23 protein-coding genes and 1 riboswitch are annotated in these 25,398 nt (G+C 40.9%); of the genes, 11 read left to right on the plus strand and 12 right to left on the minus strand.

Features of this window, described 5'->3' with window-relative positions; translation table 11 throughout:
• Positions 1–19: 19 nt before the first annotated feature.
• Positions 20–2,071, minus strand: coding sequence for an alpha-L-fucosidase (locus LV85_RS00330; protein WP_111316194.1), 2,052 nt, complete (start codon positions 2,069–2,071; stop codon positions 20–22).
• Positions 2,072–2,203: 132 nt separating this feature from the next.
• On the opposite strand from LV85_RS00330, the gene LV85_RS00335 reads away from it, so the two are divergent.
• Positions 2,204–4,444, plus strand: coding sequence for a TonB-dependent receptor family protein (locus tag LV85_RS00335; RefSeq protein ID WP_111316195.1), 2,241 nt, complete (start codon positions 2,204–2,206; stop codon positions 4,442–4,444).
• A 706-nt stretch (positions 4,445–5,150) separates the two neighbouring features.
• Here LV85_RS00335 and LV85_RS00340 read toward each other — a convergent pair.
• On the minus strand, positions 5,151–7,055 hold the full coding sequence (locus tag LV85_RS00340; RefSeq protein WP_111316196.1) for an ABC-F family ATP-binding cassette domain-containing protein: 1,905 nt from the start codon (positions 7,053–7,055) through the stop codon (positions 5,151–5,153).
• A 277-nt stretch (positions 7,056–7,332) separates the two neighbouring features.
• Here LV85_RS00340 and rlmN point away from each other — a divergent pair, with 277 nt between their 5' ends.
• Both rlmN and LV85_RS00350 read left to right on the plus strand, forming a co-directional pair.
• Entirely contained in the window at positions 7,333–8,400 is a 1,068-nt protein-coding gene (gene rlmN / locus LV85_RS00345; protein ID WP_111316197.1) for a 23S rRNA (adenine(2503)-C(2))-methyltransferase RlmN, read from the plus strand.
• 59 nt (positions 8,401–8,459) lie between these two features.
• On the plus strand, positions 8,460–8,936 hold the full coding sequence (locus LV85_RS00350; protein ID WP_245942075.1) for an outer membrane beta-barrel protein: 477 nt from the start codon (positions 8,460–8,462) through the stop codon (positions 8,934–8,936).
• An 84-nt stretch (positions 8,937–9,020) separates the two neighbouring features.
• On the opposite strand, the gene LV85_RS00355 is transcribed toward LV85_RS00350, so the two are convergent.
• A complete protein-coding gene (locus LV85_RS00355; protein WP_111316199.1) occupies positions 9,021–9,635 on the minus strand; it encodes a class I SAM-dependent methyltransferase in 615 nt (204 codons plus the stop codon).
• Complete coding sequence (locus LV85_RS00360; RefSeq protein WP_111316200.1) at positions 9,622–10,524, minus strand: patatin-like phospholipase family protein; 903 nt, start codon at positions 10,522–10,524, stop codon at positions 9,622–9,624. The genes LV85_RS00355 and LV85_RS00360 overlap by 14 nt, the downstream gene beginning before the upstream one ends.
• 60 nt (positions 10,525–10,584) lie before the next feature.
• Between LV85_RS00360 and LV85_RS00365 the strand changes: the two genes are divergently transcribed.
• From LV85_RS00365 to LV85_RS00405, 7 genes are all read left to right on the plus strand, one after another.
• Positions 10,585–11,007 (plus strand): VOC family protein, encoded by a 423-nt coding sequence (locus tag LV85_RS00365; RefSeq protein WP_111316201.1) that lies wholly within the window; start codon positions 10,585–10,587, stop codon positions 11,005–11,007.
• A gap of 9 nt (positions 11,008–11,016) precedes the next feature.
• Entirely contained in the window at positions 11,017–12,075 is a 1,059-nt protein-coding gene (locus LV85_RS00370; RefSeq protein ID WP_158531113.1) for an aminotransferase class I/II-fold pyridoxal phosphate-dependent enzyme, read from the plus strand.
• The gene (locus tag LV85_RS00375) at positions 12,072–13,316 is read left to right on the plus strand and encodes a serine hydrolase (protein ID WP_245942078.1); all 1,245 of its coding nucleotides are present in this window, start codon (positions 12,072–12,074) and stop codon (positions 13,314–13,316) included. Before LV85_RS00370 ends, LV85_RS00375 begins: the two co-directional genes overlap by 4 nt.
• A 565-nt stretch (positions 13,317–13,881) precedes the next feature.
• Positions 13,882–14,151 (plus strand): hypothetical protein, encoded by a 270-nt coding sequence (locus tag LV85_RS00390; protein WP_111316205.1) that lies wholly within the window; start codon positions 13,882–13,884, stop codon positions 14,149–14,151.
• A gap of 32 nt (positions 14,152–14,183) precedes the next feature.
• Positions 14,184–14,450 (plus strand): hypothetical protein, encoded by a 267-nt coding sequence (locus LV85_RS00395; protein ID WP_111316206.1) that lies wholly within the window; start codon positions 14,184–14,186, stop codon positions 14,448–14,450.
• A 43-nt stretch (positions 14,451–14,493) separates the two neighbouring features.
• Complete coding sequence (locus LV85_RS00400) at positions 14,494–15,426, plus strand: polysaccharide deacetylase family protein (RefSeq protein WP_111316207.1); 933 nt, start codon at positions 14,494–14,496, stop codon at positions 15,424–15,426.
• 23 nt (positions 15,427–15,449) lie between these two features.
• Positions 15,450–16,832 (plus strand): hypothetical protein, encoded by a 1,383-nt coding sequence (locus tag LV85_RS00405; protein ID WP_111316208.1) that lies wholly within the window; start codon positions 15,450–15,452, stop codon positions 16,830–16,832.
• A 31-nt stretch (positions 16,833–16,863) separates the two neighbouring features.
• Here the strand turns inward: LV85_RS00405 and LV85_RS00410 are convergent, their stop codons facing one another.
• The 8 genes from LV85_RS00410 to LV85_RS00445 form a co-directional block, all read right to left on the minus strand.
• A complete protein-coding gene (locus tag LV85_RS00410; protein ID WP_111316209.1) occupies positions 16,864–17,574 on the minus strand; it encodes a DNA alkylation repair protein in 711 nt (236 codons plus the stop codon).
• A complete protein-coding gene (locus LV85_RS00415) occupies positions 17,571–17,810 on the minus strand; it encodes a hypothetical protein (RefSeq protein ID WP_111316210.1) in 240 nt (79 codons plus the stop codon). Before LV85_RS00415 ends, LV85_RS00410 begins: the two co-directional genes overlap by 4 nt.
• Before the next feature lie 56 nt (positions 17,811–17,866).
• Positions 17,867–18,169: a helix-turn-helix domain-containing protein gene (locus LV85_RS00420; RefSeq protein ID WP_111316211.1), complete on the minus strand. Its 303-nt coding sequence runs from the start codon at positions 18,167–18,169 to the stop codon at positions 17,867–17,869.
• Positions 18,156–18,524 (minus strand): type II toxin-antitoxin system RelE/ParE family toxin, encoded by a 369-nt coding sequence (locus tag LV85_RS00425; RefSeq protein WP_317046422.1) that lies wholly within the window; start codon positions 18,522–18,524, stop codon positions 18,156–18,158. The genes LV85_RS00420 and LV85_RS00425 overlap by 14 nt, the downstream gene beginning before the upstream one ends.
• A gap of 85 nt (positions 18,525–18,609) precedes the next feature.
• The gene (locus tag LV85_RS00430) at positions 18,610–20,817 is read right to left on the minus strand and encodes a carbohydrate binding family 9 domain-containing protein (RefSeq protein ID WP_111316212.1); all 2,208 of its coding nucleotides are present in this window, start codon (positions 20,815–20,817) and stop codon (positions 18,610–18,612) included.
• A gap of 98 nt (positions 20,818–20,915) precedes the next feature.
• Entirely contained in the window at positions 20,916–21,341 is a 426-nt protein-coding gene (locus LV85_RS00435) for a secondary thiamine-phosphate synthase enzyme YjbQ (protein ID WP_111316213.1), read from the minus strand.
• A complete protein-coding gene (locus LV85_RS00440) occupies positions 21,342–21,698 on the minus strand; it encodes a TfoX/Sxy family protein (protein ID WP_111316214.1) in 357 nt (118 codons plus the stop codon). It abuts the gene before it with no gap.
• Positions 21,699–21,731: 33 nt separating this feature from the next.
• The gene (locus LV85_RS00445; RefSeq protein ID WP_111316215.1) at positions 21,732–22,577 is read right to left on the minus strand and encodes a fumarylacetoacetate hydrolase family protein; all 846 of its coding nucleotides are present in this window, start codon (positions 22,575–22,577) and stop codon (positions 21,732–21,734) included.
• A 160-nt stretch (positions 22,578–22,737) separates the two neighbouring features.
• A riboswitch (TPP riboswitch) is annotated at positions 22,738–22,834 on the plus strand.
• Between the two features lie 138 nt (positions 22,835–22,972).
• Here LV85_RS00445 and LV85_RS00450 point away from each other — a divergent pair.
• Positions 22,973–25,360: a TonB-dependent receptor gene (locus LV85_RS00450; protein ID WP_111316216.1), complete on the plus strand. Its 2,388-nt coding sequence runs from the start codon at positions 22,973–22,975 to the stop codon at positions 25,358–25,360.
• Positions 25,361–25,398 lie beyond the last annotated feature (38 nt).

A 25,398-nucleotide genomic window follows, 5' to 3' on the forward strand; every position in this document is an offset into this window, starting at 1 on the left:
AATTTTGGAAAGAGTTAACTTAACGAGTAAGAACGCCTACTTCAGCAAAGGTAGCCGCATTTCCATCCGCGGTTTTGCTAGCCTTCAATCGAATAAAACGTGCCTCAACTTCGTCAAAACGAATAATTTGCTCAATAGGACTGTTGACAATATTAGAGAATTCGCCTGCGGCTACTTGCTTCCAAGATTTACCATCAGTACTCACTTCAAATGCATAATTAGTGATAAATCCGCTAGGATATCTTGCCTGCATTGGCAAATAAGTAAATCCTTTGAGAGATACATTCTCACCTAGATCAAGGGTAAGTTTATTATCCTCAGCCATGAAATAGGAAGTTGGATTTTCATCTATTGCCTTGATGGATTTCTCAGTAGAGCCAAGCCAATGTGTTTTTGCCAAATCAACATCAGCTCGAAGAGACTCACTTTCCTTTCCAGATACTGGATCTACAGAAATAGCCTGTAAGGTACTACCTGCATTATCCATTAGGAAAGGCTCAACATATAGCTGACTTTCAGTACTTGGTTCTGATCCGTCCATGGTATAATAAACTTCCAAACCTTCATCCGGAGCGTTCAAGGCCACTTCACCTGATTTGATTCTAGAGTAAATAGGAGGAAGCAAAAGTTTTGGAGCATTGTAAATGCCAATTTCGGAGATCACTGGAATATCCTTTCCGTCAGTAAACCTAACGCGAACCTTACTCGCTAACACATCTGGAAATCTCAAAATTCTTTTATGCCCTACAGTTGTTCCTTCAGCAATTTTCTCCCAGTTTCCATCACTTTCCTTTTCAAGTACAAAAGATTTTACGCGCTGACCAAGAGGCGTATATTCTTGGATCAAAAGTCTGTTGAAGGTAGTCTCCGCGCCAAAATCAATTGTGATTTCGCCTGTATTTCCACCATCCGGAGTAGTCCAATAAGTTTCGTAATCCTCATCCTGTAAGTTTTCGGCTTCATATCCATTTCCACGATCCTTATTAGCACTTACACTTGCTTGCGCCACGAGGTTTACTTCAAAATCAGCTTTGACTTTTTCTCCAAATTTCAAAATTGCCTCCACGTCATTCTCATGTATTAAGCCGCGAGTATCTACTGGAAAATTGATTAACAATGAGCTATTTCTACCGATACTTTTATAGTATATCTCCATCAACTGGGGAAGTGTTCTGACCTTATGATCTTCGTATTTATGGTAGTACCAGCCTGGACGGATGGAAACATCTGCTTCTGCAGGTACCCAATGTGTGCCATTCTCTTGGCCAGAAGCATAAAGTTTGGGATAGTCGGGCATTCCAGCATAAACAGAATCGCGCATCAGATTTGACCAAGTGGATTCATAAGCAAAGCCATGCTCATTTCCTACCCAACGTACATCAGGGCCTCCATCAGAGAACATCATAGCGCCAGGCTGAAGCTCACGAACCAACTCATACATAGAAGGCCAGTCGTAATAGCTGAATTTATCCACTTTCCTAGCTTCATTTGCACCGCCGTAATAGCCATCTCCGCCATTTGCTCCATCGAACCAGACTTCGAAGATGTCTCCGTAATTTGTCAGTAACTCTGTAAGCTGATTTCTCATGTAGGTGATGTATTCTGGCTTGCCATAGTCAGGGTGATTTCTGTCCCAAGGGGAATAATAGATTCCGAATTTCAAGCCATATTCCTTACAAGCTTCGGCCAGTTCTTTGATCAAATCACCCTTTCCATCCTTCCAAGGACTATTTTTCACTGAATGCTCCGTGTAAGCCGAAGGCCAAAGTACAAAGCCATCATGGTGTTTCGCAGTAATGATCAGCCCTTTCATTCCCGCCTCTGAGGCTACTCTCGCCCACTGACGGGCATCCAATTCCGTAGGGTTAAACATTTCAGGTTTTTCATCTCCAAAACCCCACTCTCTATCTGAGAATGTATTCATATTGAAATGCACAAATCCATAATATTCCAATTCCTGCCAAGCGATCTGCTTTGCATCGGGAATAGGCAGAACAGGTGCCGGTGGACTTGCTTTTTCAGCGCAAAAAGAGAGGCATAGTAACAATGCCAACCAAAGTGTATTTTTCATTAGAAAGGGATTAAGCTAGAATATTAGGGCTTTTGGACGAGAAACGAAAGGAGAATGTGATTAGGAGTACCTTAGAATGACCTTTGGCAACTTTGCCTCACATTCTTCAGGATAAAGCATTTAATTTGTCTCATGAACAAAATTTTTACCTTTTTATTTCTACTCGTATCCACCCTGGCTCAAGCTCAGATCCAAATCAAAGTCATTGATACTGAGACACAGATTCCCTTGGAAAATGTAAGAATTCGCCCAGAAACAGGCAAATCCCAACTCAGCAATACCTCAGGAATTATCGCTTTTCCAGGATCGGAAAAGCAAACTTTTTCTTTCTCAAAAACTGGATATGAATCTTTCTCTGCAATATTAGGCGAGGGAGAGCACCTCATTCAATTAATTCCAAAATCGCTTAACCTATCCGAAATTACTGTTTCTGCTTTTGAATCGGAGCGGCCTCTTCTGGAGCAGTCCGCAGCGATCGCAGTAGTCTCAGAGCAGGACTTCAATCGCTTCAATGAAACTTCCCTAGTCAATTCCTTCAATACCAAAGCAGGTATCCGCATCGAAGAGCGAGCTCCGGCCAGCTATAGAATTTCCATTCGAGGCAGTTCTCTGCGTGCTCCCTTTGGCGTGCGCAATGTAAAAGTGTACTGGAATGAGGTTCCTTTTACTTCACCTGATGGGACGACTGCACTGAACTTATTGGATCTCTCCAATATCCGAACGGCTGAAATAATCAAAGGTCCCTCAGGATCTATCTATGGTGCTGGAAATGGTGGCGTAGTGAACCTATACAGTCCTGCAAGTCCTAATGGCGGAAGGGTCTCCGCTGATTTTATGATTGGGGATTTCGGAATGACTCGCTATAGATTGGGCGTTTCTCAGCAAGTTGGGAATGGAGGATTTGAGGCTTCTTATGTGAGCCAAAAGTCAGATGGATACAGAGAACAATCTGCCATGGATAGGCAGGTATTCCAATTAGGAGGTTTTTTCTCTGTCTCAGATAAGCAAGAAATCAGAACGCAGCTGTTGATCTCTGACCTGGATTATCAGATTCCCGGTGGACTTACTGCCGATCAGGTCGCTGAAGATCCTACGCAAGCTAGACCTGGATCAGTAAACCAAAACAGTTCTATTTCCCAGCAGTCTGTCTTCGCTTCAATCGGGCATTTGTATCGTTTTTCTTCGCAGATCAAGAACTCTACTACGCTTTATCTGAACGCCAATGATTTTGAAAATCCTTTCATTTTGGATTATAAAAAGGAATTGGGTTATGGAATAGGCGGAAGGACGAAGTTCACTTTTGATTGGAAATTGGCTGGAAAAGAGCTGAGAATTATTGCTGGTGGAGAGTACCAAATGAGTTTGAACGATGCGCAGAATTTTGGGAATAAGGCCGGGAAAGCCGATACGGTTAGATTTGCTGATCAACTGTTAGCAACTCAAGGGTTTTTGTTTCAACAAGCCGAATGGGAGTTAACAGAAGACCTGTTGTTGACAATTGGGCTGAGTGAGAACTTTTCGAAGCTGGAAGTAGATCGCCAAATAGATGCTTCTGGCGGTCCTACAGGTCTTCAGGTCAAGAAGTTTGACCCCATCCTCGTTCCTCGCTTCGCTTTGAATTACCAGCTCAATGATTATTCGGGAGTTTATGGAAGTATCAGCAGTGGTTTTTCTCCACCGACCATCGATGAGGTTCGTACCAATGAGGGAAGTCTCAATCTGGATTTAGAGGCTGAAAAGGGACTTAATTATGAGCTTGGCTATAGGCTAGGCAAGGAAAGGTTGAATTTAGAAGCAACAGTATTTTACTTCAAATTGGATCAAACTATAACTACTTATACCAATCCTCAAGGCGTAGTACTTTTCCGAAATGCAGGTTCCACGGATCAAAAGGGAATAGAAACAGCGATTGATTATGCCTTGATTAGAAATGGAGGGGGTTTTATTTCTGATCTGAAAATCGGAACAGCATTCACCGGGAATTATTTTACTTTCAACGATTACCAAAAAGGAGATAACGACTATTCAGGAAATGATCTTACAGGAGTACCTCCAAACACGCTTGTATCTCGATTGGATCTGCGAACTGCAGCAGGAATTTACTTGAACTTCACTCATCAATACGTAGATGAAATTCCGCTTAATGATGCCAATACAGTCTATCAGGATGCCTACAATTTAGTAAATATGCGATTTGGCTGGGCGAAAAGCTTTGCTGGAAAATGGGAGTTGGAAGCCTTTGCGGGTGTGGATAATTTGACCGATGAGCTTTATTCTTTAGGGAATGATCTCAATCCTTTCGGTGGAAGATATTATCAGCCAGCGCCTGAGAGAAACTGGTATGGTGGAGTGAAAGTGGCGTTTTTGTATTGAGTTTAGACTTTAGTAGCTAGACGTAAGACATTAGATTTTACGTCATTGCGAGTAAGAAAAATTACGAATTTACAAAAGAGGGATGACGGTGTCTGCCTGAGCGAAGTCGAAGGCTCCTTAAAATAAGTAAGTGATGTTATTGTCCTCGACTTCGCTCGGACTGACACGATTTGCGGTGAAAATTATAATCCGTCATTGGTAGAAGTGAGGTACGAACGACGAAGCATTCACATGAAGAGTAAGTTTTTATACTATATTCAACTTCCCTTGAATTCCTAACTCATTTATAATTGTAAAACCCAATCAATTGGACATCTCCTATAAAAAGTAGAATGGATTTATTGTTAATGCTTGCACTAATTGGATTCTCTGTCTTCTTATTTAATAAGGGACTTCAAGAAAAAGGAAAAGACGTGATTACTAAAAGTATAAAGATTAGATTTTTTGGAGTTGAAATTATGTGTTTAATGGTTGTCATAGGAATGATTATCCATAAGTTTAGCTAGGAAGTCCTTTGGGAAAATGATTCAAATTTAAGCAAATCCCCCTTGGACTTCAATTTAAATTTGGATTCGAAAAGTCAATTAAAGGGGGCAGGGGGATTTTAGAAAGTTGTAGTTTTAGAATTTAAAGACTCAACTCTCTTTTCTTTTTTAATAAAGATTGCTTCACTCCTGCGTCGCTACCAATGACGCGAAACCTTTACCTACTCTATCCCGTCCAACTCACTCAATTCCAACCAAGTCAATTCCAATTCTTCCAATTCTGAATCGATTTCTCCGATCCGGTTGGATTGCTTGATTAGTTCTTCGTGATCAGCTATTCCTGCAGCTATTTTATCAGTGATTTCTGCTTTTTCTTTCTCCAATTTGGCCATGGAAGCATTCACTTCCTTGAACTCATTCTTCTGCTTAAAGCTGGCTTTTACTTTCGCTGGAGCCGCATTAGAAACCACAGCTTTCTCCGTTTTAGTAGATTCAATGCTTCGGTCTTCCGTCTTCGGTCTTCTGTCTTTTTGCTCTTTTTCAGTCTCTCTAAACTCAGAATAATTACCAGGGAAATCAGAAATCTCGCCTTCTCCTTCGAATACAAACAAATGCTCCACCAAGCGATCCATAAAATATCTATCGTGGGATACGATGATCAAACAACCTGGGAAGGTATCCAAAAATTCTTCAAGCGTATTCAGCGTCATCAAATCCAGATCATTGGTGGGCTCATCGAGAATCAAAAAATTAGGATTCTTGATCAACACCATCAGCAGCTGCAATCTTCTACGCTCCCCACCGCTGAGTTTGGCGATTGGCGTATGTTGTTGCTTAGGAGGAAATCCAAACTGCGTCAAAAACTGTGAAACCGTGATCTCAGATCCTCCGGCGATAGTTACCACCTCTGCCACTTCCTTTACGATATCTATCAGACGTTTTTCCTCATCAAAACTACTTTCTTCCTGTCTGTAGTAACCAAAAGCTGTAGTCTGTCCGATAGCAACAGAACCAGAATCAGGAGCTAGTTGCCCTGTGATCATATTTAGGAAAGTAGTCTTTCCAGCACCATTGGGACCAACAATACCGACTCTGTCTTTCTTCTTAAAAGTATATGAGAAGTCGTTGACAAGGTTTTTGTCGCCAAAAGCCTTGTTCATTTTTTCAATCTCGATGATTTTATTCCCCAATCGCTGAGTCGTCACAGTCAACTGAATATCGCGTTCTTCACGCTTTTGAGAAGCTTTTTCTTTGGTGTCTTCGAAAGCATCCACGCGGTATTTTGCTTTGGTGCTTCTTGCTTTTGGTTGACGACGAATCCAATCCAATTCTTTCTTATATAGACTCTTGGCTTTTTCGAGTTCTATGTCCTCGATCTCCATTCGCTCTTCTTTCTTGTCTAGGAAGTAGCCATAGTTTCCTTGGTAGCGATGAATTTTGCCCTGATCGAGTTCTAATATCTCATTGGTTACTTTTTCTAAGAAATATCGATCGTGAGTTACCATGAAAAGTGCAAGGTTGGCTTTTGCCAAATAGTCTTCCAGCCATTCGATAGTTTCTAAGTCGAGGTGATTGGTAGGCTCATCAAGCAACAGCAAATCAGGTTTCTCAAGAATAGCTTTCGCCAAAGCAACTCGCTTACGCTGTCCACCGGAGAGTGTTCCTACAGGAAGGTCGGTATCATGAAGACCCAATTTTCCCAATACTTCTTTCACCTGATATTCAAAATCCCAGGCTTGGAAAGCATCCATTTTCTCAAAGAGGACAGACATCTTATCCGAGTTATCAATACCACGCTCCGCTTCCAGCATGGCCTTGTGATAATCCTCAATCACTTTTAGCACTTCAGAATTACTTTGATCAAAGATGGTCTGATAAATACTCATCGTGCCTTCAAAAACAGGGTTTTGATGCACGTAAGCCACTTTCACCTGCTGGTTAGTTCCTACTTGTCCTGTGTCAGGAATCTCCAAACCCATGATGATTTTCATCAGCGTGGACTTACCAGCGCCATTGATGCCGACGAGGGCGATTTTCTGACCTTGAGAAATGCCAAAAGAGATATTGGAAAAAAGCTTGCGCTCACCGAACGCTTTACTGAGGTTTTCGACCGAAAGGTAATTCATGCCGCAAAAGTAGGGAAAAGGCGGGCAAGAATTACGTTAATTACAATCATCTTGTTTTCAGCCAACACATTAAATGTCCTTTTGAAATTAGATCGGGTCATCATTCAAAGAAATACGGCTTAAAATCTAGAAGAAATAAGCCTAAGTAAAAAGTTACTTGCCTCAGTCAACAAATCGTTGCTTCGAGCAAAAGTAACTTGACTCTTGGTTCTTTTGTCTCAAATCTTGATACTCCAGTCTAGCTACTTGATACTCCGAAAAGTCTTACCTTTGCATCATGGAAGCAATTCAGAAAAAAGACATCCGTAAGCTATCTCTGGCGCAGTTGGAAGAATTCTTTTTGGCACAAGGAGATAAGAAATTCCGTGCAAAGCAGGTATATGAATGGCTGTGGAATAAGTCTCTGAAGAACTTTGACGAGATGAGCAATATCTCGCTGAGTACCCGAGAAATGCTCAAAACGCATTTTACAATCAACCACATTCAGGTCGATCTGATGCAGCATTCGAATGATGGGACCATCAAGAATGCCGTAAAACTCTACGATAATATGATTGTGGAGTCAGTTTTGATCCCTACGACTAAGCGGATTACGGCCTGTGTTTCTTCGCAGGTGGGTTGCAGCTTGGCCTGTAACTTTTGTGCCACAGGAAAACTGAAGCGCATGCGCAATCTAAATCCTGATGAGATCTATGATCAGGTGGTGGCAATCAAAGATGAAGGAGAAAAATATTTCCAGCGTCCGCTGACCAACATTGTTTTTATGGGAATGGGCGAGCCACTACTGAACTATGCGAATGTGCTAGAAGCGATCGATAAAATCACTTCACCAGAGGGACTTGGTATGGCTCCTAGAAGAATTACTGTTTCTACTGTGGGCGTTACCAAAATGATTCGTAAGCTCGCTGACGACGAAGTTCGCTTCAATCTGGCTGTTTCGCTTCACTCTGCAATCAATGAAACCAGATCTATGCTGATGCCTATCAATGACACCAACCCTGTAGAAGAATTGGGTGAATCTCTGAAGTATTGGTATGAAAAGACCAAGCGCAAAGTCACCTATGAATATGTGATCTGGGAAGGAATCAATGATGATGAACGACATGCCCGAGCTTTAGCAAAATTCTGTAAGCTTATTCCCTCCAAAGTCAATCTGATCCAGTACAATCCTATCGATGAAGGAGAATTCCGTCAGGCTAGCCAGGAATCAGTAGATATGTATGTTCGCGTATTGGAATCACAAGGAATCATTGCCAAAGTAAGAAAATCCCGTGGTCAGGATATCGATGCTGCCTGCGGACAATTGGCTAATAAAAACGAGGTTGCAGAGCTGAACGTGAGCTAATATTTGGTTTCTAATTATAGGGCAACTAATTTCTTGCAGAATTATAACAACCCCATTTTATGAAAAAGGCTTTACTGATTTTTTGCGCCACATTTATGCTCTCCTTTGTTGCCATGGCCCAATCCCAAGAACAAGGAAATGTGCGATTTCACGGTTATGGAACATTCGGTCTGCGCTATAATAACTTCGGAGCTGGGGCAGGACTAGAATATTTCTTTGTAGACAAATTTGCCCTGATGCCGAGTTTTACCTTTGTATTTCCAGATGTTGGGAAAGAGAGCAACTTCAGTGCAGACCTTCGTTATTATGTCTCAGAAGGGTCTTCTCAACTGTATTTCATGGCGGGCTACAGTCAGACTTGGCAAAACACACAGCCAGATGGAGCTGGTACCAGAAGAAATGAAAAAGGAGCAAATGTGGGCGTGGGTGCTTATATCCGATTGACAGATTTTATTGGTTTAAGCACGGAATTCAGATTCCAGAGTCCTTATCCTAGAGAAGTTGGATTTAGAGTTGGTTTAGCGATTCCATTGTAGAAAAAGGAGCAAGTATGTAGTATCAAGACAATAGCGTTAAAAGCAAGTTGCTAATGTTTTAAGTCTCGCTATTTGATCCTTTTTTTAGTTTTTCTCCATCACAAATACTCCCATAGCTCGCTGTCCATGTACCAAGACTGATTTGGGATGCTCCAGGAATATCAAGCCCATTTCCTGCAACTTATCCACATGAGATTTACTCAATAAAAACCTTTCTGATCCATCAGGAAGCAGGTATTTTCCACCTGCAAGTTCCTGGCTTTTTTCGTGAATACCTCCGAAAGCAGTAGTCATTCGAAACCACAAAACCCCTCCAGGCTTCAGAACTCGCAACATTTCACTAATCATCTGCCAGAAATGGGATTCATCCTTTGCAAAATGTAGCACCGCAGAACAAATAACTGCATCAAAGGCTGCTTGATGAAAGGGAATTTCTTCAAGGCCAGCTACTTGAAAACGATGAGCATCATAGCTCATGTCTAGGCTTTTTGCCATATAGCGACAATATTGGATTGCCGTTTCATTCTGATCGATGCCAAAGACTTGATAGCCTCCATTGATGAAGTAAACAGCATTTCTTCCTTCTCCACAGCCTGCATCAAGGATTTTCATATCGGTGGAAAACCTCCCTTTCAGAATCTGATCTAGCAGGTAGATGTCGATATTTCCCAGCAATTTATTTAACTCAGCTATTTTCATTTTCCCAGTTATCTAAAGCCTGAATAGCTTTTTCCCTACCTATTTCTATCAATTCTTCCGCACGGTGAAACTCCAATGTTCCAGCTTGATTTCTAGCAATTTGGATCGAAATATCCACCTCATATTTCTCAATCAATAAGGCAGAAAATCTATCCTGAAGCAAATCAAACGAGCGAGTCATCAAACTAATCGAACTGAGAGAAGCGGGCTTTTCCTCCTTTACCTGCTCAGGAAAATACTGTCGCATCTTAATACGATAGTCAGTCAGCCAGGAAGGAATGGACATAAAGCTTTTTCCCTTTGCACCCTTTTTTGGCGGAAGCACCAATTCTGTATCACCCGCATTGAGACCTACCACCACGATCATATTTTCATCTGCATGTCTCAAAAGTGAAAGCGGCACTGGATTCAATACTCCGCCATCTACCAATTCATAGCGATGATGACGTGCAGGTTGGAATACGGTAGGAATACTCCCAGAAGCGCGGATGGCGGCATACAAACTCCCTTCATTAAAAATCACCTCTTTCCCACTGATATAATCTACCGCATTGCAATAAAAAGGAATGTCAAAATCCTCTATTTGACAGTCTTTCACTACTTTTTTTAAGGCATTGTAGACCTTATCGCCCTTGATAAATCCACGCGTAGAAAAAGTAAAATCCATCAGAGAAAAGACATCCAATCTATCTAAGTGGCAAATCCAGTCCTTGAATTCCTCCATTTTGCCGGCTGCGTACATTCCTCCTACAAGCGCTCCGGCTGAGCAACCTGCGATTTCGGCAATGTGATAACCCCGCTTCACAAGCTCTTCGATCACTCCCACGTGCGCTAATCCTCGCGCTCCGCCGCTGCTCAAAACCAATGATACCGATTTACTTTTCTCCATAATAAATAGGGAATAATCCGCTAAATTGTCACCGAAAAACCCACAACGAAAGTACACATTATGAGCCAATTTAAACCCTTTCACCTGGCTTTCCCGATCAGGGATATTGCAGAAACTCGCGTATTTTATGGAGATCTCCTTGGTTGCGAGATCGGTAGAAGTACAGACAAATGGATAGATTTCAACTTCTTTGGTCATCAGCTTTCTGCACATATCAAACCAGAGGAATTAGCTTTAGCACATACCAATACAGTAGATGGTAAATATGTTCCTGTTCGGCATTTCGGAGCAATCTTGCCTTGGAGCGAATGGCATGAACTTGCAGATAAACTGAAAGCTCATGGAATTGAGTTTGTGATTGAGCCTTACATCAGATTCCAAGGTGAGGTAGGGGAGCAGGCCACCATGTTCTTCTTAGATCCCTGTGGAAATGCACTAGAGTTCAAATCCTTTCAGGACGAAACTCAGATATTCGCCAAATAAACTATCCCTTTGAAAAATCACTATCTAGACACAGGAATAGATCGAACGATAACTATAGACGGAAAAGAATGCCTGTATTTCAGTGGCACATCCTATCTAGGCATCGCTCAGGATTTAGATTTCTTAGATATTCTAGCAGACAACCTTTTTGAATTTGGCGCAAATCACGGGCAGAGTAGAGTCAATAATATTCGCCTCAATGTGTTTGACGATTTTGAGGAGTCATTTGCGTTCAAAGCTGGGGCTCCTGATGCTGCTGTGCTGAGCTCGGGATATCTGGCTGGAATAGCAGCTTGGAAATCAGTCTATAAAGAAGCTGATGAGATCTGGATAGCTCCAAATACCCACTCGGCAGTAGTTCCTGATGAGCTTTCCCCTTCTATCCAATTAAATTTTACACAATGGAAAAATCATTGTTTAGAGCAGTCTGATAGCTTATCTCCTAGAAAAATTCTGCTAATCGCAAATGCAGTTGATCCATTTGCCTGTGAAATTCATGACTACGATTGGGTGAAAACTATAGGAGCAAAGCATGAGTTAAGTCTTTTGATAGACGATTCTCATGCCTTTGGAGCTTTCGGAAATAGCATTTATGGCACTTACCAAAACTGGGCTGATCCTTCTATCAACTTACTGGTTTCGGGATCTCTGGGAAAAGGCTTGGGTTTGCCAGCAGGCATAATTTTAGGTGGAAAGGATCAAATCAGCAAAATAAAAGAAACTCCACTTTTTGGTGGAGCATCACCGGGATCTCCTGCACATCTGAAGACTTTTCTGGAAATGGAAGATTTATATATAACTAAAAAAAGCTGGCTAGAGGATGCTTGTGGGATATTTGCTCAGGAAACAGCCAACATTTCTCAAATCAAAGGCAGCAGGAATTTTCCAGCTTTTGTCTATAGCGATGTCTCTTGGGTAAAAGAATTTGAAAAGGCTGGAATTATTACCTCCTCTTTTCCATATCCAACAGCCAATAGCCCTCAAGTGAATAGAATCGTGATTTCAGCTTTTCATGAATTAGAAGATTTAATGTATCTCAATCAAATCATCCATGGTCTAGTCCAATGATGAAATATATAGCTCAACTAATCATAATTTCTCTTTTCCTATGCTCGTGTTCCCCCAAAGAGAAAGTACCCTTTGAAGATGGATTAGGGGATTATCCTGTCCTCAAGAACGTTCTTGAAAATGTGGATAAGTACCAGGTTCAGATTATCTACAGTCGAATCGAGCGCAATGAACATGGCAATGCCTTGATGACAGATTTCACTGTAAATCTTGATGACACTCGTTATTTCTATCCAGCATCAACAGTAAAACTTCCCGTTGCATTGCTCGCTTTGGAATGGCTGGAAGAGCAAAATATTGAAGGTTTGACAGCGGAAACGACTATGTTGACCGACTCTGTTCGCCCCTCGCAGATACCAGCTTTCGTAGATTACTCTGCCAAAGATTCCCTTCCAAGTATAGCGCACTACATCAAAAAGATCCTGCTAGTCTCAGATAACGATGCCTATAACCGATTGTACGAATTGCTGGGACAAGATTATATCAATCAAAAACTCGTGGAAAAAGGGTTGGGACATACGATTATTAATCATCGCTTGAGCTATGTTGCAAGTCCTGAGGAAAATAGAATTGTGAATCCAATTCGCTTTGTGGATTCCACAGGAAATGTGATTTTGGAACTGCCTGAGCGCAGGACTGAAACTACCTATTCAAATGTGGATAACCCTACAATTGGGAATGTATATTACGAAGGAGGTTCTCTTGTAAATCACAGTATGGACTTTACCTTTAAGAACAAACTGGCGCTTTCTGATCTACATGGAATAGTGAAGAGAACCATTTTTCCTATGTCATTTGTGGAGTTTGATCGCTTTGCTATCAATGAGGCTCACAGGAATTTCGTATTGAAATACATGAGCATGCTTCCTGCAGAGAGTGATTTTCCAAAGTATCCTAAATCAGAATATTGGGATAGGTATTCAAAATTTTACCTAGATGGAAATGACAAAAGTGATTTCCCAGCAAACATTCGTATTTTCAATAAAACAGGAGAAGCCTACGGGCACTTGATTGATGCGAGTTATTACGTTGATTTCGAAAAGGGAATTGAGTTTTTTGTGTCAGCAGTGATCTATGCCAATGAAGACGAAAGACTCAATGACAATCTATATGAGTACGATGAAATTGGCTTTCCTTTCTTTGCGGAATTAGGGGACTATCTCTACCAATTAGAATCTGAGCGGAAAAAGATGATTCCTAAGGATTTGAAAAAGTTTAAATTTGAGTATCAGGAAAATTAGGACTCATGGATCCAGAAAAAGGTAAGGAACGATTTATTAAAGGCTTCACGTCGTACTGCAAGTATTGGTGGAAGCTTACCCTGCCTGGGACTATTTTCTTTGCTTTTGGCATCCATTTCTTGGGGAATAGATCTTTATCTTGGGATTTTCTAGCAAGCGGGGAGTTCTATTTGAAATTTTGCATTTGCCTGATTTTTTACACAATTATGGATTACTATGTGATGTACAGACCTAATTTGAGACATCACCTTGGCCGAGATCGTGAACACATTTAACTTATTTGATTATGAACCAGAAGAAAATTCCCTATATCTATCGTTCACTGGCACATTTCTATTTAATCTACGTGCTACCTACCTCAGTATTGACAATATTCTTTGTTCAGCTGTTCAATGAAAAAACGTTCTCTCTGGATCAGCTTAAAACTCCGGGGCCTTGGATCGCTTTTCTCGTGTTTCAGATAATATTTGGGTCTTGTGTTTACTTTTGGGACTATAAGCCTCGATCTAAGAAATTTAGAGAGAACGCCTGATCAGAATACGGGCATTCAACTTCAAGTGTATCTATGAAAAACCAAGAAGACAACATTCCTTCCTTTAACAAGAAAGCTCCATTCCTATACCGTTCATTTTTCAACTTCTGGTTAGTCTATATCCTGCCTGCGAGTATAGTCACCATTATCATCACTGAACTTTTCAAAGGATCGATTAGCGGAGAATTCTTTAAGCTTCCCTCCACTTATGTCAAAATGTTGATTTTTCAGGTCATTTTTGGGCTTTGGATGTACTTTAGAGACTATAAGCCCAAATCGCAGAAATTCAAAGAAGGAGTCTGATCCAAATCGAACAGTCAAATTCCTACCTTATTATGAAAAAACACCAAGCCAAACCAGCCCTTCCCAAAAAGCCAACTCCATTTATTTATCGGTCATTTTTCAACTTTTGGTTGGCTATAGTGCTCCCTGCTACATTGACGGCATTGGTTGTTTCCAAATTGTATTATAACAATACAATCAATTTCGAACCTTTGAAACAGCCGAACACTTGGCTATATTTTGCCATTCTGCAAGTTTTTCTGAGCTTTTTCACTTACCTATGGGTTTACCGAATCAAATCGAAGGAGTATAAAAGTTAACAATTGGCTGGAATAATTATCTTAGGCGAAACAATAACCCAAGATGAAAAACCTACGCTATTTCTTATTCCTTTTGGCCTTTTTGCCAAGCCTTGCTTTTTCTCAAAACCTGGCCGAAAAGCTCGGATATTCCAGCGATACCAAACTTCTAATCATCCATGCCGACGATCTGGGCGTATCACATTCTGAAAATTCCGCCACTTTTGAAGCTCTGAAAAATGGACTTGTAAACTCCACCAGCATGATGGTGCCGGTAGCTTGGTCAGCAGAAGCAGCGGCCATGGCCCAGGAAATACCAGATTTGGATATTGGAATTCATATTACACTAACCAACGAATGGGAGGATTTCAACTGGGGACCAGAAGCTGGAAGGACAGCAGTTCCGGGCTTGGCTAATCAAATGGGTCATATGTATGCCGACTGTGGGCCAGTGGCTATAAATGCAAGTCCTGAAGAGGTGGAAATTGAAATCCGCGCGCAGATCAAAGCGGCAAATCAGATGGGGATAACACCTACTCACCTAGATTCTCATATGGGTTGTATTTTCTACGGCCGTCCAGAGTATTTGGCTTCTTACCTCAAGATCGCGCAGGAACTGAAAATCCCTGCTATGATCAATCAGCAAATGATAGACAATATCGTAAGCCCTAATAGCCTTTTATTCGCAGGATTAAATGTGGAAAATTTCCCTTTGGTCGATCAGCTTTTTATGGCAGAACCAAAAGATTACGAGGCAGGAATGGAGGCATACTATACAAATTCCCTCAATAATCTGACTTCAGGCTTGAATGTGATCCTGATCCACTTAGCATTCGACGACGAGGAAATGAATGCCGTAACCAAAGGACACGACACATATCATGCACCTTGGAGACAGGCAGACTATGACTTCTTCACCAGCGAAAAAGCCAGAGAACTATTAAAAAAGAATAAGGTGCAATTGGTGACTTGGCGAGAAGTAGGCAAAACGATGTAGTTTTGCAGGCAAAGTCAGTCACTATGAAGTATTCCTTTCTCACAATTCCAGTAGTTCTTTTTATCACTATTTCCTGCCAAGCTCCTCAATCCGAGGAAGCAATGCTATTTGATAGTTTGGAGAAATTGCCATCTGTTACAGTTAAGGAAGCTTCAAGCTTTTCTTTGGGAAATAGGAACATTTTAATCAGTGGTAAGGAGCAGGAAATATCCTTGGAAACTATCCAGTTATTCTCAGGCTTTAGCGCGGCTGTCAAAACTGAAACTGAATTGATCTGTTTAGACAACGCAGACAGCTTTACTAAATACCCTTTCGCAAGTAAACAGCATTTCCAGCTAGCCGAAGGAGCTTTGGAAGTAAATCAGCTCCAGTTTATCAGCAAGGACAAACTTGGAATCACGCTTCTGTACGCTATCAAGAATGTGGATAACTCATCTAAAAACATCCAGTTCCAGTTTCAACCAAGCTCAGATCTCAAGCCTAGTGTACTGATGGACAGTACTTTTGGTAGCAATGCTGTAGATCAGATAATTTTTGATGACCTGACAGGAATCTTCACCGCCAAAGACGAAGGAAATGACTGGTATGCTGTCTGGGGAACCTCCACAGATTTTAGGATGAGCCCCAATAATTCAGATTGTACTGCAGAAATATCAGAGCTTGGTGCTAGTGCAGGATTTGAAATCAGCTTGGAACTAGCTGCAAATGAAGAGCGAGTGATTCCCATTTTTATCGCTGGTTCTGATCAAGGTGAATTCACAGCTATTGAGACTTTCGCTGATCTCCGAGATGGATTATTTTCGGATTGGGATGAGAATTTTGCTTTGATAGATTCTCTTCAAAAAACTTCGAAAATCACGATTCCTGAACAAGAAATCCAAGAAGCATATGAATGGAGCAAATACAAATTTGATTTGTCCGCAGTAGGAAAGGACATAGATTATCGAAAGCAAATTGGAACAGGGTGGGAATATCAAATGCTGGACGATTATAGAATGCACTATATAGAAACGCTGGATAAAGATGTTTTCCTCAGTCAAAATGACGAATTAAGAATAGCTTACGAAGGTGTACAATCACTGCTTTTGGATTTGCTAGGGATTCGGGCTGATATTGAAAGCCGTGTGACCTACATTCGTCCAAACTTACCTAAGGAATGGAAAGAAGCCTCCATAGAAAATCTATGGATAGATGATAATAAAATAAACATTAGCATCAGCTCGGAAGCAGATCAAATCATCGTAGAAGTCACCCAAACCCAAAAGAAAGCCGGTTTGTCCATTGAGCTTCCAGAAGAATTCTCTTCCGTAAAAGTGCTAGGAAAGGAAGTTAGCAACGATACTAAAGATGGCTTTCGCAGGATATTGATGACTGGCGATCATGTGAAGATCGAGGCTAAAAAGTAATCGAAGAAATTTGATTTGGAGGCCAAGTAGCTCAATGCATGATTGATGTTCTGTATTCAGCTCGGGGATAATCCGACATTCTACTATTTTCTTTTTGTAATTCAACTAGGGCATTTTTTGCTATCCATTTTGCTGATTTAAGATCAATTTCTAATATCTGTTTAGCAACCTCAATTGCTTTTCTATTTAGATCGATATTTCTTTTCCCAATGTTCCGTAATGCCCAATTAACTGCTTTTTTAACATACAGTCTTTCATCCGTAGCCTCTCGTATTATTATTGGAAAAAATTTCTCAAATAATTCATTTTCTGAGGTTTTGTCTGCCATGCAAAACGAAGCTAAACAAGCAAAGCCTGCTCGTTTTTCAAATTCAGGTTCTCTACCGGTCCACTCAACTATTTTGGCAAAGGCAAAGTTGCTTTTAGAAAAAAGACCCATGCTGAAGCTGTCGCAAATTTCCCAATTATCAAAAGTCTTAACCCATTTTTCCATTAGTGCTTCGGTAACATCTTTGGGTTTGAGCATCATGCTACACAACAATCTACCTTCATAAATTCCACTATCAAAAAGTTGCAAGGCAAGTTCGTTATCATGCCCTAGCTCTGTGGCTATCATTTTTAACTCCTTGTGGTATATTCCTAAGGCATTATTTGAAACTATGCCAAACTTCCTCTCTTTGAAAATTACGTTTTCAGCATTTCTCAAATCATATAAACGCGCAATAGTATCGGAATAGGTCACTTTTCTAATTTACTCAGGATATCCAGGAGTTTTAATTTTTTCTTGATAAGATCAGTTTCTAAAAACTGCAATTTGTCTTTAATATCCTTTATATAAGCAGGCTTGGTAAATTTTGCGGCATACTTTTCAACCGTTTCATTGGTAAATAATCGCAATTCTTTTTTACAAGAATCGCATATAGAATACCCATGAAATTCTTGTCCTTTTCTTCCGCAATTAAAACAGTTCTTACTCATAAAATGTAATTTCAAGATAGGAAGACTGATCCCCTTTTGATGTTTTACATCCCATGTTAAACGTCAAGCGAGAATTTCAAACTTCCACCTAAACCTTCTCTTATAATTCTCATTAAAGTTGAAAGTCTAATATCACTTGCATTATTTTCGATTCTTGAAATATAATTTTTAGTGGTTCCCACTTTCTCAGCTAGCTGTTCTTGGGTTAGATTCTGTTTTTTTCTAGCCTCCTGAATAAGAATCCCAATTTTAAATGTTTCAAATTCTTCTTGAAATTTATCACGAGATTCAGTCCCAATTATGCCGTACTGCTCATTCAAATGATCATCAAATGATGTAATTCTTTTATCTGCTTTCATAATATTCCTTTTTCAATTTTTCTGCTTTTCTAATTTCATTTTGGGGCGTTTTCTGAGTTTTCTTTTGGAACCCACTTAAAAGAATAACTAGATTCGCCTTATCGAAAAAGCAGAAAATCCGGAAAATCCCATTTCCTGCTGATATCCGTACTTCCCAAAGCCCATTTGTATTCGTAAGATGCTTTAGAAATTTTTCTGGAACTATCCGAGTAGTTTTTATCAATAAAAGAGTCCAATCTATTTTCTTACGAACACTGGATGACTGTTTTAAATAGAAGTCCTTAAAGTGGCTTTCATAAAAACCTATTTCTCTTTTAAAATCGCTCAATAGTATTTGCTTTTCTAACTTCTTCAAAGTTACCTAAAAAGGTAACATTTCAAAATTACCCGCATTACTTCCTTAAGCATCCGAAGGATAGATTCACCCAAACCTTCCTCTTCTAAATATTCAGCCAATAATTTAGTTTTATAACCAATGAGCGCTGCTTGGGCAAAAAGTCACCTGGGAAATAATTATCAGTATAAACAATAAACATATCAGAAACTGGCGCATATCGCCACTGCAGCCGTGTATTGATATTTAAATTATCAATTTGACTATTGTACTGAACGAAGGTAGTCCAAAACAATTTCTTGGTAAATGTCAGATCTATTCTAGGGCCAACTAACAACAAATTAGCATCTGCTTGAGGCTCTGGTAATCTAATTTGGTTATAGCTGAAATTCATTGAAATGTTAGCCGTGTAACCTAAGCGGAGTGCCATTTCACTTTGAATCGATCTAATATTCCCAGTAAAATACTGGCCAAATTCACTTATCAAGGTTAAGTTAAAAGGCTTTCTTGGGTTAGTTTTCAACTCCAAGCCAAATGTATTGGTACTGTAATCCGTACCAGCTGACAAAGGCTCTCCACCTGTCCGGGTGGGATCAAATGCGCTAAAAAGATAAATATATCTATTTCGCTGCGTGATCGTTATTTGAGCTAAATTTTGGAAGTGTACCTCGTAGGTAAACTTCAAATCACGGTCAGTAGTGCCCAGCTTTTCATTGAACAACTGCTCGTAATCGACCTTAGGACCATGCCGATTGATTATCCGAGACTGTGGGAAAAACATATAGGATAAATCAGGATTGAATCGCTTGAAACCAACCCTCGGAGCATATCCTACTTGAGGATTGAAGCTCTCACCAATATCTAAATAGCTAACACTCCAACTCCAATGTAATGCATCATAATTGACGTAGGCATTGAAGGTTCCTGGGTTTTCACCCACATCTTTCTCAAAGGTTCTATGATAAAAAGCCTTACCCGTCCACTTATTGTCTGCCGAAGCCAGATTATACTCTAAGCCTACTAATCGATTATAAGCCGAGGGATCGAAAAGAGATTGGTACTCATCAAGTGCCAGAGATTCTCTATCTACGAAGATGAATCCAATATTTGATCGTGCAAAAATCTTCTTTTGAACCGCCAAAACAGAAAAATTCTTGCCTGATATACCTGCTTCCTCGTCACTAGCAGTCTGCATATTCATCAAACCCACTCGCCAATCATCAGTCACCTTACCCGATAGCCGAGCTCCATAGATAATCTTATTTTGAATATTCTGACCCGTGTTCTCATCCCGACCAACACCTATTCTTCTGGAGAAAAATGGTCTTGCCAGCGGATGACCAAAATTTGCAAACAGATCCCCATTCTCTAAAAAGAACTGCCTTCGCTCGGGAAAAAATATCTCGAATCGATCCAGATTAGTCACTTGCTCATCTACCTCCACCTGTGAGAAATCGGGATTAAAAGTCAAATCAAGATTCAATGCCGGACCAATGCCGATTTTGGCATCTCCACCCATAGCTGGAGTAGGTTTTTCTTGAGTTCCTTCTAAGTAGTTTTTCGAGGTCCGTGCAGCGATATAAGGAATAAGGGAAATGTTGGCTCCAGTCTTCTTAAGTGGTTCTTCAAAAATCAATTTGCGATTGAAGGCAAGTGAGATGATGGAAAATTGACGTGGAATAGGAGACCAGGTACTTCTTTCACCTTCATGACTATCTATTCTATAGAAATTCACATTCCAGTTTTGAGCACCATCCTTAAATCGCAAGGTGGAGAGTGGGATAATCGCTTCCACTACCCAGCTATCTTCCAGTATTACAGCTTCTGCAAACCACTTATTATCCCAAGCCAAGCTCAAATCCTCTGATTTGGAGCCACCATTTGAAAGCAAACCTTCACGCTGTACACCATAAGGATTTATCCCAAACTGAAAGGCATTGGTTTTATCGTTAAAAGTGTCAAAGACAAAAGTAATCCCATCATTTGCTTCGCCACGATAGTCCCTTCTGAGCGAGGTAGAAACATATTTCCGAGGCTCTAGATTTTCCATTACCGCGGCGAGGTAGAGATTATCATCATCAAAAGCGATTTTGGTCCTCGTCCTCACTTTAGCCTGAGAAGTATCAGAAGGAAAATACTGCGTAAAATTCTCGTTCCATCCCTCCGGCCCCCAAATAGCCTCATCCAGCACCCCGTCCAAGCTAATCGGCTCGCTCAGTCTGGATGCAAAGGCATTGGGCATCGATTGAGATTGGGTATAACCCTCATAACAAAGCGACACAAGTAGCCCAAACAGGATAAGATACTTTGACATAGATAGTTGACTATAAACAAAAATATCAGCCTAGCCGTCAATCTCAACTTATATTATATCAATGGTCACAAATTGGAGCAAATTACTTTTCCATAAACTCAATTTCCATAAGCCGTGAGAATCAAGCTTCTATTCCCTCCATTTCTACGGAATTCGCAAAGATAAATTCCCTGCCAAATTCCCATGTTGAGTTTTCCACCAGAAATGGGGATTTGAAGACTTGTGTCAAAAAAACTAGCTTTAATGTGCGCCGGCATATCATCTGGGCCTTCGTAAGTGTGGATAAACCGTGGATAAGATTCTGGAATTAACTCATTTACGAAGGTCTGAAAGTCTTTTCTAACTGTAGGGTCTGCATTTTCATTGATCGTCAAAGCAGCCGAAGTATGCTGGATAAATACCTGCAGAAATCCAGTTTTAATCTGAGCAATTTCCGGAATCGCATCTTCTATTTCCTCAGTGATCAAATGATATCCTGCCGGAAATGGCCGTAAACGAAGTTTGTGTTGGAAAAACTGAGTCATTTATTTTTTACTGCTTTTCGCTAGTGGATTATATGCCAATGCTTTTTCTACCCAAAAATCCCAATCCTCATCCAAATCAAAACCCTCAGGATAAACAAAAACAAAGCCTTTCATCGGTCTGCCCGTGAATTCCATCGCTCGACAGCCTGTCCGTTTCATACATAATTTTTGAGCAGCTTCCCCCACCCGTGCCATCATGCGATCTTCACCTGTTTTCTTATCACGATCTAGACCGATACACATCTTCTCATCTACCATATGTATGAGCCCTCCCATCATTTTCTTGACCGTAAAAGCAATATTCTTTTGCTTAAAGGTAGTTGCGAGGCGTTCCGCCAAAAACTCATCGTAGGCCATGGTTGATAAGGATAAATAGGTAATAATAGTTACTCAGATTTTCTCAATAACATTCTCTAATACTCCAATCTCATCTATTCCAATTCTAACTTTATCTCCAGCTTCCAGTGTAAAATCGTCTGGAACTATACCTGTACCTGTCATCAGAAAACAACCTATAGGGAAAGTATCTGCTCGGAAAAGCCAAGCAGCCAGTTCCTGTGGTTTACGCTTCAGTTGCGTCAAAGCAGTCTCACCTACAAAAGCCAAAACATCCCCTCGGAAGATTTCTAACCTGATCGTGGCAGTTTCTTCTATCGCTTTATCCGTAATGAAAAGACAAGGCCCAATCGCCGCACAACCTGCATAAACCTTCGCCTGAGGCAAATAGAGTGGATTTTCTCCCTCTATACTCCTGCTACTCATATCATTCCCACAGGTATATCCTTGGATTTTTCCAGCGGGGGAGATCACCAAGGTCAGCTCTGGTTCTGGCACATCCCAAGTAGAATCCTTACGGATATTCACGGCAGTTCCTGGCCCAGAAACTCTGCTAGCAGTCGCTTTGAAGAATAACTCAGGTCGATCAGCATTGTACACCTTATCGTAAAAATCTGCTCCACCAGCATCTTGAGATTCTTCCATTCGAGCAGTTCGGCTTCGGTAGTAGGTCACACCAGCCGCCCAGATTTCCTGATTTCCCATTGGGGCCAAAATGCCCTTTGCAAGGATTGCCTCAGCATCTCCAGATGAAATCAGCTGCCAAGATTTGGATTCAGCACTGAGGTAATTCTTCAGATTTTCTTTGGCTAGCAAAACGTCCCAATCTAATTCTGGGCCTAAAAATGCCTGATTTTCATTTTGCAAAAGTGTGCCCGAAGGCAGTTTGTAGATTTTCATAGGTTAATAGGGTTTGATTAGAAATTTAGGAAAAAGATTTGAGACATCGGTAATAGAGAAAGCAGGAATGGCTCCGGATAAACTGAACGAATGAGACTTGAAGAAAATAATTTTCTAATCGACAGATTTGCGAAGCAACTTTTCCCCATTACCTTTACTCAAAGATCATAGGGGGTGCCTTAACAAAACGGGCTGAGATCATACCCATACGACCTGATCCGGATAATGCCGGCGAAGGGAAATGAACAAGAGTAGTAAGAGACAAGATCAACGAACCGAAGTGGTACCCTTCTGGATTTTCGATTTTGCCATTGCTACAGGGTAAACAGATAACGAGGAGCTTCCCTAGAGCTTTCTCATGTTTCACTCAATCTCCTGAAAGGGAAAAAAAACACATGAAAAAAGTATTACTTGGCTTGGCTTTTTGCCTAGCCTCCATTTCAAGCTGGGCGCAGCAAAGCCTCTCTGGAAAAGTGCTAGACTCCTCAACTGGTGAAGCCTTAATAGGAGCCTCTGTCTGGGCAGAAAATCAAGGAAAAGGTGGTGTCACCGATGAAAAAGGCATTTTTACCATCAGCAAGTTACAAACCGGAACCTTAGAACTTCGAGTTTCCTACATCGGGTACAGCACGGTCAAACAGACTTTGGAATTACCCCATTCTGGTGAACTGACGATAAAACTTCATCCAACCGATCTGATGACAGAGGAATTTATCGTATCAGCAACTCGAGCTTCCCAAAGTACACCCACCACTTTTCAAGAGATAAGTAAGGAAGAGCTAGGAAAGCGAAACCTAGGTCAAGACATGCCTATTTTATTGAATTTCACCCCATCTGTGGTTACTTTCTCAGATGCTGGAGCCGGAATCGGCTATACTGGGATGAGAATCAGAGGATCGGATCAAAGTAGAATCAATGTGACGGTAAATGGTATTCCTATGAATGATTCAGAGTCACATGGTGTATTTTGGGTGAATATGCCGGATTTCGCCAGCTCCGTGGACAACCTGCAGATTCAACGTGGAGTTGGAACTTCCACCAATGGCGCAGCGACTTTTGGTGCAAGTCTAAACTTCCAGACTGATACCAGAAATGATGATGCTTATGCCCAGATTGATAATTCAGCAGGATCATTTAACTCATTCAAACATACTATAAAAGTGGGTTCTGGCCTGCTAAACAACCGATTTGCTGTAGATGCGAGGCTTTCGAAAATCACCTCGGATGGCTACGTAGATCGAGCTAGCTCAGATCTGAGCTCATACTTCGTCTCGGCTGGCTATTTTGGCGAAAACCAGGTGTTGAAATTGAATGTTTTTTCCGGAAAGGAAAAAACCTACCAAAGCTGGTATGGCCTTCCAGAATCAAAGCTTGAGGATGATAGAACTTACAACTATTACACCTATGACAATGAAACTGATAATTACAAGCAGGATCACTATCAGTTGATTTATGCTGGAAAGGTCGGAACCAATTGGAAAGTAAATGCTGCTCTTCATTACACCTACGGAAGGGGATATTATGAGCAATATAGGGAAGACGATCCTTATTCAGATTACAGATTACCAGATGTGACGATTGGAGATTCGATCATCACCAATACTGATATTATCCGAAGACTCTGGCTTGATAATGACTTCTTCGGAGGTGTCGCTTCACTTAATTACATTTCCAATAATGGTCGCTGGGATGTGGTTCTAGGTGGAGGAGTCAATCGCTACGATGGAGATCACTTTGGTGAAATTATCTGGGCAAGAATAGCCGGAGACACAGAAATACGTGATCATTATTATGACAATACCGCGGTAAAAGATGATAGAAACATCTATTTGAAAGCTACTCGTGAAGTCCTGGAGGGACTTAGCCTGTATGGTGACTTACAGTTACGCTCTATTGATTACACCTTCTCCGGAATTAATGAAGATGGTAGGATATTGGATGATGAGCAGAAATACAACTTCTTTAATCCAAAAGTGGGAATCAGTTACGAGAAATCCGGACGCGTTTGGTACGCAAGCTACGCTGTAGCAAATAGAGAACCGAAAAGAGCTGATTTCACAGACAATGAAATCACAGAAATACCTAAACCTGAGCGCTTGAACAATATTGAAGCTGGCTTAAGAGCCCAAAGCGGAAGCTTCACGTACAATGCAAACTTCTACCTCATGGATTATAAAGATCAACTGATCCCTACTGGGCAAATTAATAATGTGGGGGCTTATATACGTGAAAATGTGGCAGATTCCTACCGGGCAGGTATAGAACTGGATGCTGCCTATCAGCTTTCAAAAGCTTGGACTTTTGGAGGTAACCTTGCACTAAGTCAAAACAAAATCAAAGAATTCACAGAATACGTAGATGATTACAGTACACCTGAATTTACTCAGGATAGTTTTACCTATACTGATACCGATATCGCGCTCTCGCCAAATGTCGTAGCCTCAGCAATGATCGAATTTATGCCGGTGAAAAACCTATCGATAAACTGGCTGAGCAAATATGTGGGAAAGCAATACCTGGATAATAGCAGTAGTGACTCAAGATCCTTGGATGCTTTCTTCACCAATGACATCCGCATCAGCTACTCAGTTCAGCCACGTTTCTTCAAAAGCTTGGAGCTAAATCTATTGGTGAATAACATCTTCAATGAGATGTATGAGCCTAATGGCTATACCTTCAGCTACTTCGTGCCGGGAGAAAGCGAAAAGGAATTGGTGACTGAAAACTATTACTATCCCATGGCTGGAACCAACTTTATGCTTGGTTTGAGCTTGAGATTCTAAGGATTACAAATAGGTAGGGGCGAAAGATTTTTCGCCCC

This window comes from Algoriphagus chordae (genome assembly GCF_003254055.1).
Lineage (GTDB): Bacteria > Bacteroidota > Bacteroidia > Cytophagales > Cyclobacteriaceae > Algoriphagus > Algoriphagus chordae.

What these genes read in the sequence shown, in the direction of transcription:
- LV85_RS00330 (WP_111316194.1), bottom strand. Translation starts at nt 2,071, where the DNA reads ATGAAAAATACACTTTGGTTGGCATTGTTACTATGCCTCTCTTTTTGC.
- LV85_RS00335 (WP_111316195.1), top strand. Translation starts at nt 2,204, where the DNA reads ATGAACAAAATTTTTACCTTTTTATTTCTACTCGTATCCACCCTGGCT.
- LV85_RS00340 (WP_111316196.1), bottom strand. Translation starts at nt 7,055, where the DNA reads ATGAATTACCTTTCGGTCGAAAACCTCAGTAAAGCGTTCGGTGAGCGC.
- rlmN (WP_111316197.1), top strand. Translation starts at nt 7,333, where the DNA reads ATGGAAGCAATTCAGAAAAAAGACATCCGTAAGCTATCTCTGGCGCAG.
- LV85_RS00350 (WP_245942075.1), top strand. Translation starts at nt 8,460, where the DNA reads ATGAAAAAGGCTTTACTGATTTTTTGCGCCACATTTATGCTCTCCTTT.
- LV85_RS00355 (WP_111316199.1), bottom strand. Translation starts at nt 9,635, where the DNA reads ATGAAAATAGCTGAGTTAAATAAATTGCTGGGAAATATCGACATCTAC.
- LV85_RS00360 (WP_111316200.1), bottom strand. Translation starts at nt 10,524, where the DNA reads ATGGAGAAAAGTAAATCGGTATCATTGGTTTTGAGCAGCGGCGGAGCG.
- LV85_RS00365 (WP_111316201.1), top strand. Translation starts at nt 10,585, where the DNA reads ATGAGCCAATTTAAACCCTTTCACCTGGCTTTCCCGATCAGGGATATT.
- LV85_RS00375 (WP_245942078.1), top strand. Translation starts at nt 12,072, where the DNA reads ATGATGAAATATATAGCTCAACTAATCATAATTTCTCTTTTCCTATGC.
- LV85_RS00390 (WP_111316205.1), top strand. Translation starts at nt 13,882, where the DNA reads ATGAAAAACCAAGAAGACAACATTCCTTCCTTTAACAAGAAAGCTCCA.
- LV85_RS00395 (WP_111316206.1), top strand. Translation starts at nt 14,184, where the DNA reads ATGAAAAAACACCAAGCCAAACCAGCCCTTCCCAAAAAGCCAACTCCA.
- LV85_RS00400 (WP_111316207.1), top strand. Translation starts at nt 14,494, where the DNA reads ATGAAAAACCTACGCTATTTCTTATTCCTTTTGGCCTTTTTGCCAAGC.
- LV85_RS00405 (WP_111316208.1), top strand. Translation starts at nt 15,450, where the DNA reads ATGAAGTATTCCTTTCTCACAATTCCAGTAGTTCTTTTTATCACTATT.
- LV85_RS00415 (WP_111316210.1), bottom strand. Translation starts at nt 17,810, where the DNA reads ATGAGTAAGAACTGTTTTAATTGCGGAAGAAAAGGACAAGAATTTCAT.
- LV85_RS00420 (WP_111316211.1), bottom strand. Translation starts at nt 18,169, where the DNA reads ATGAAAGCAGATAAAAGAATTACATCATTTGATGATCATTTGAATGAG.
- LV85_RS00430 (WP_111316212.1), bottom strand. Translation starts at nt 20,817, where the DNA reads ATGTCAAAGTATCTTATCCTGTTTGGGCTACTTGTGTCGCTTTGTTAT.
- LV85_RS00435 (WP_111316213.1), bottom strand. Translation starts at nt 21,341, where the DNA reads ATGACTCAGTTTTTCCAACACAAACTTCGTTTACGGCCATTTCCGGCA.
- LV85_RS00440 (WP_111316214.1), bottom strand. Translation starts at nt 21,698, where the DNA reads ATGGCCTACGATGAGTTTTTGGCGGAACGCCTCGCAACTACCTTTAAG.
- LV85_RS00445 (WP_111316215.1), bottom strand. Translation starts at nt 22,577, where the DNA reads ATGAAAATCTACAAACTGCCTTCGGGCACACTTTTGCAAAATGAAAAT.
- LV85_RS00450 (WP_111316216.1), top strand. Translation starts at nt 22,973, where the DNA reads ATGAAAAAAGTATTACTTGGCTTGGCTTTTTGCCTAGCCTCCATTTCA.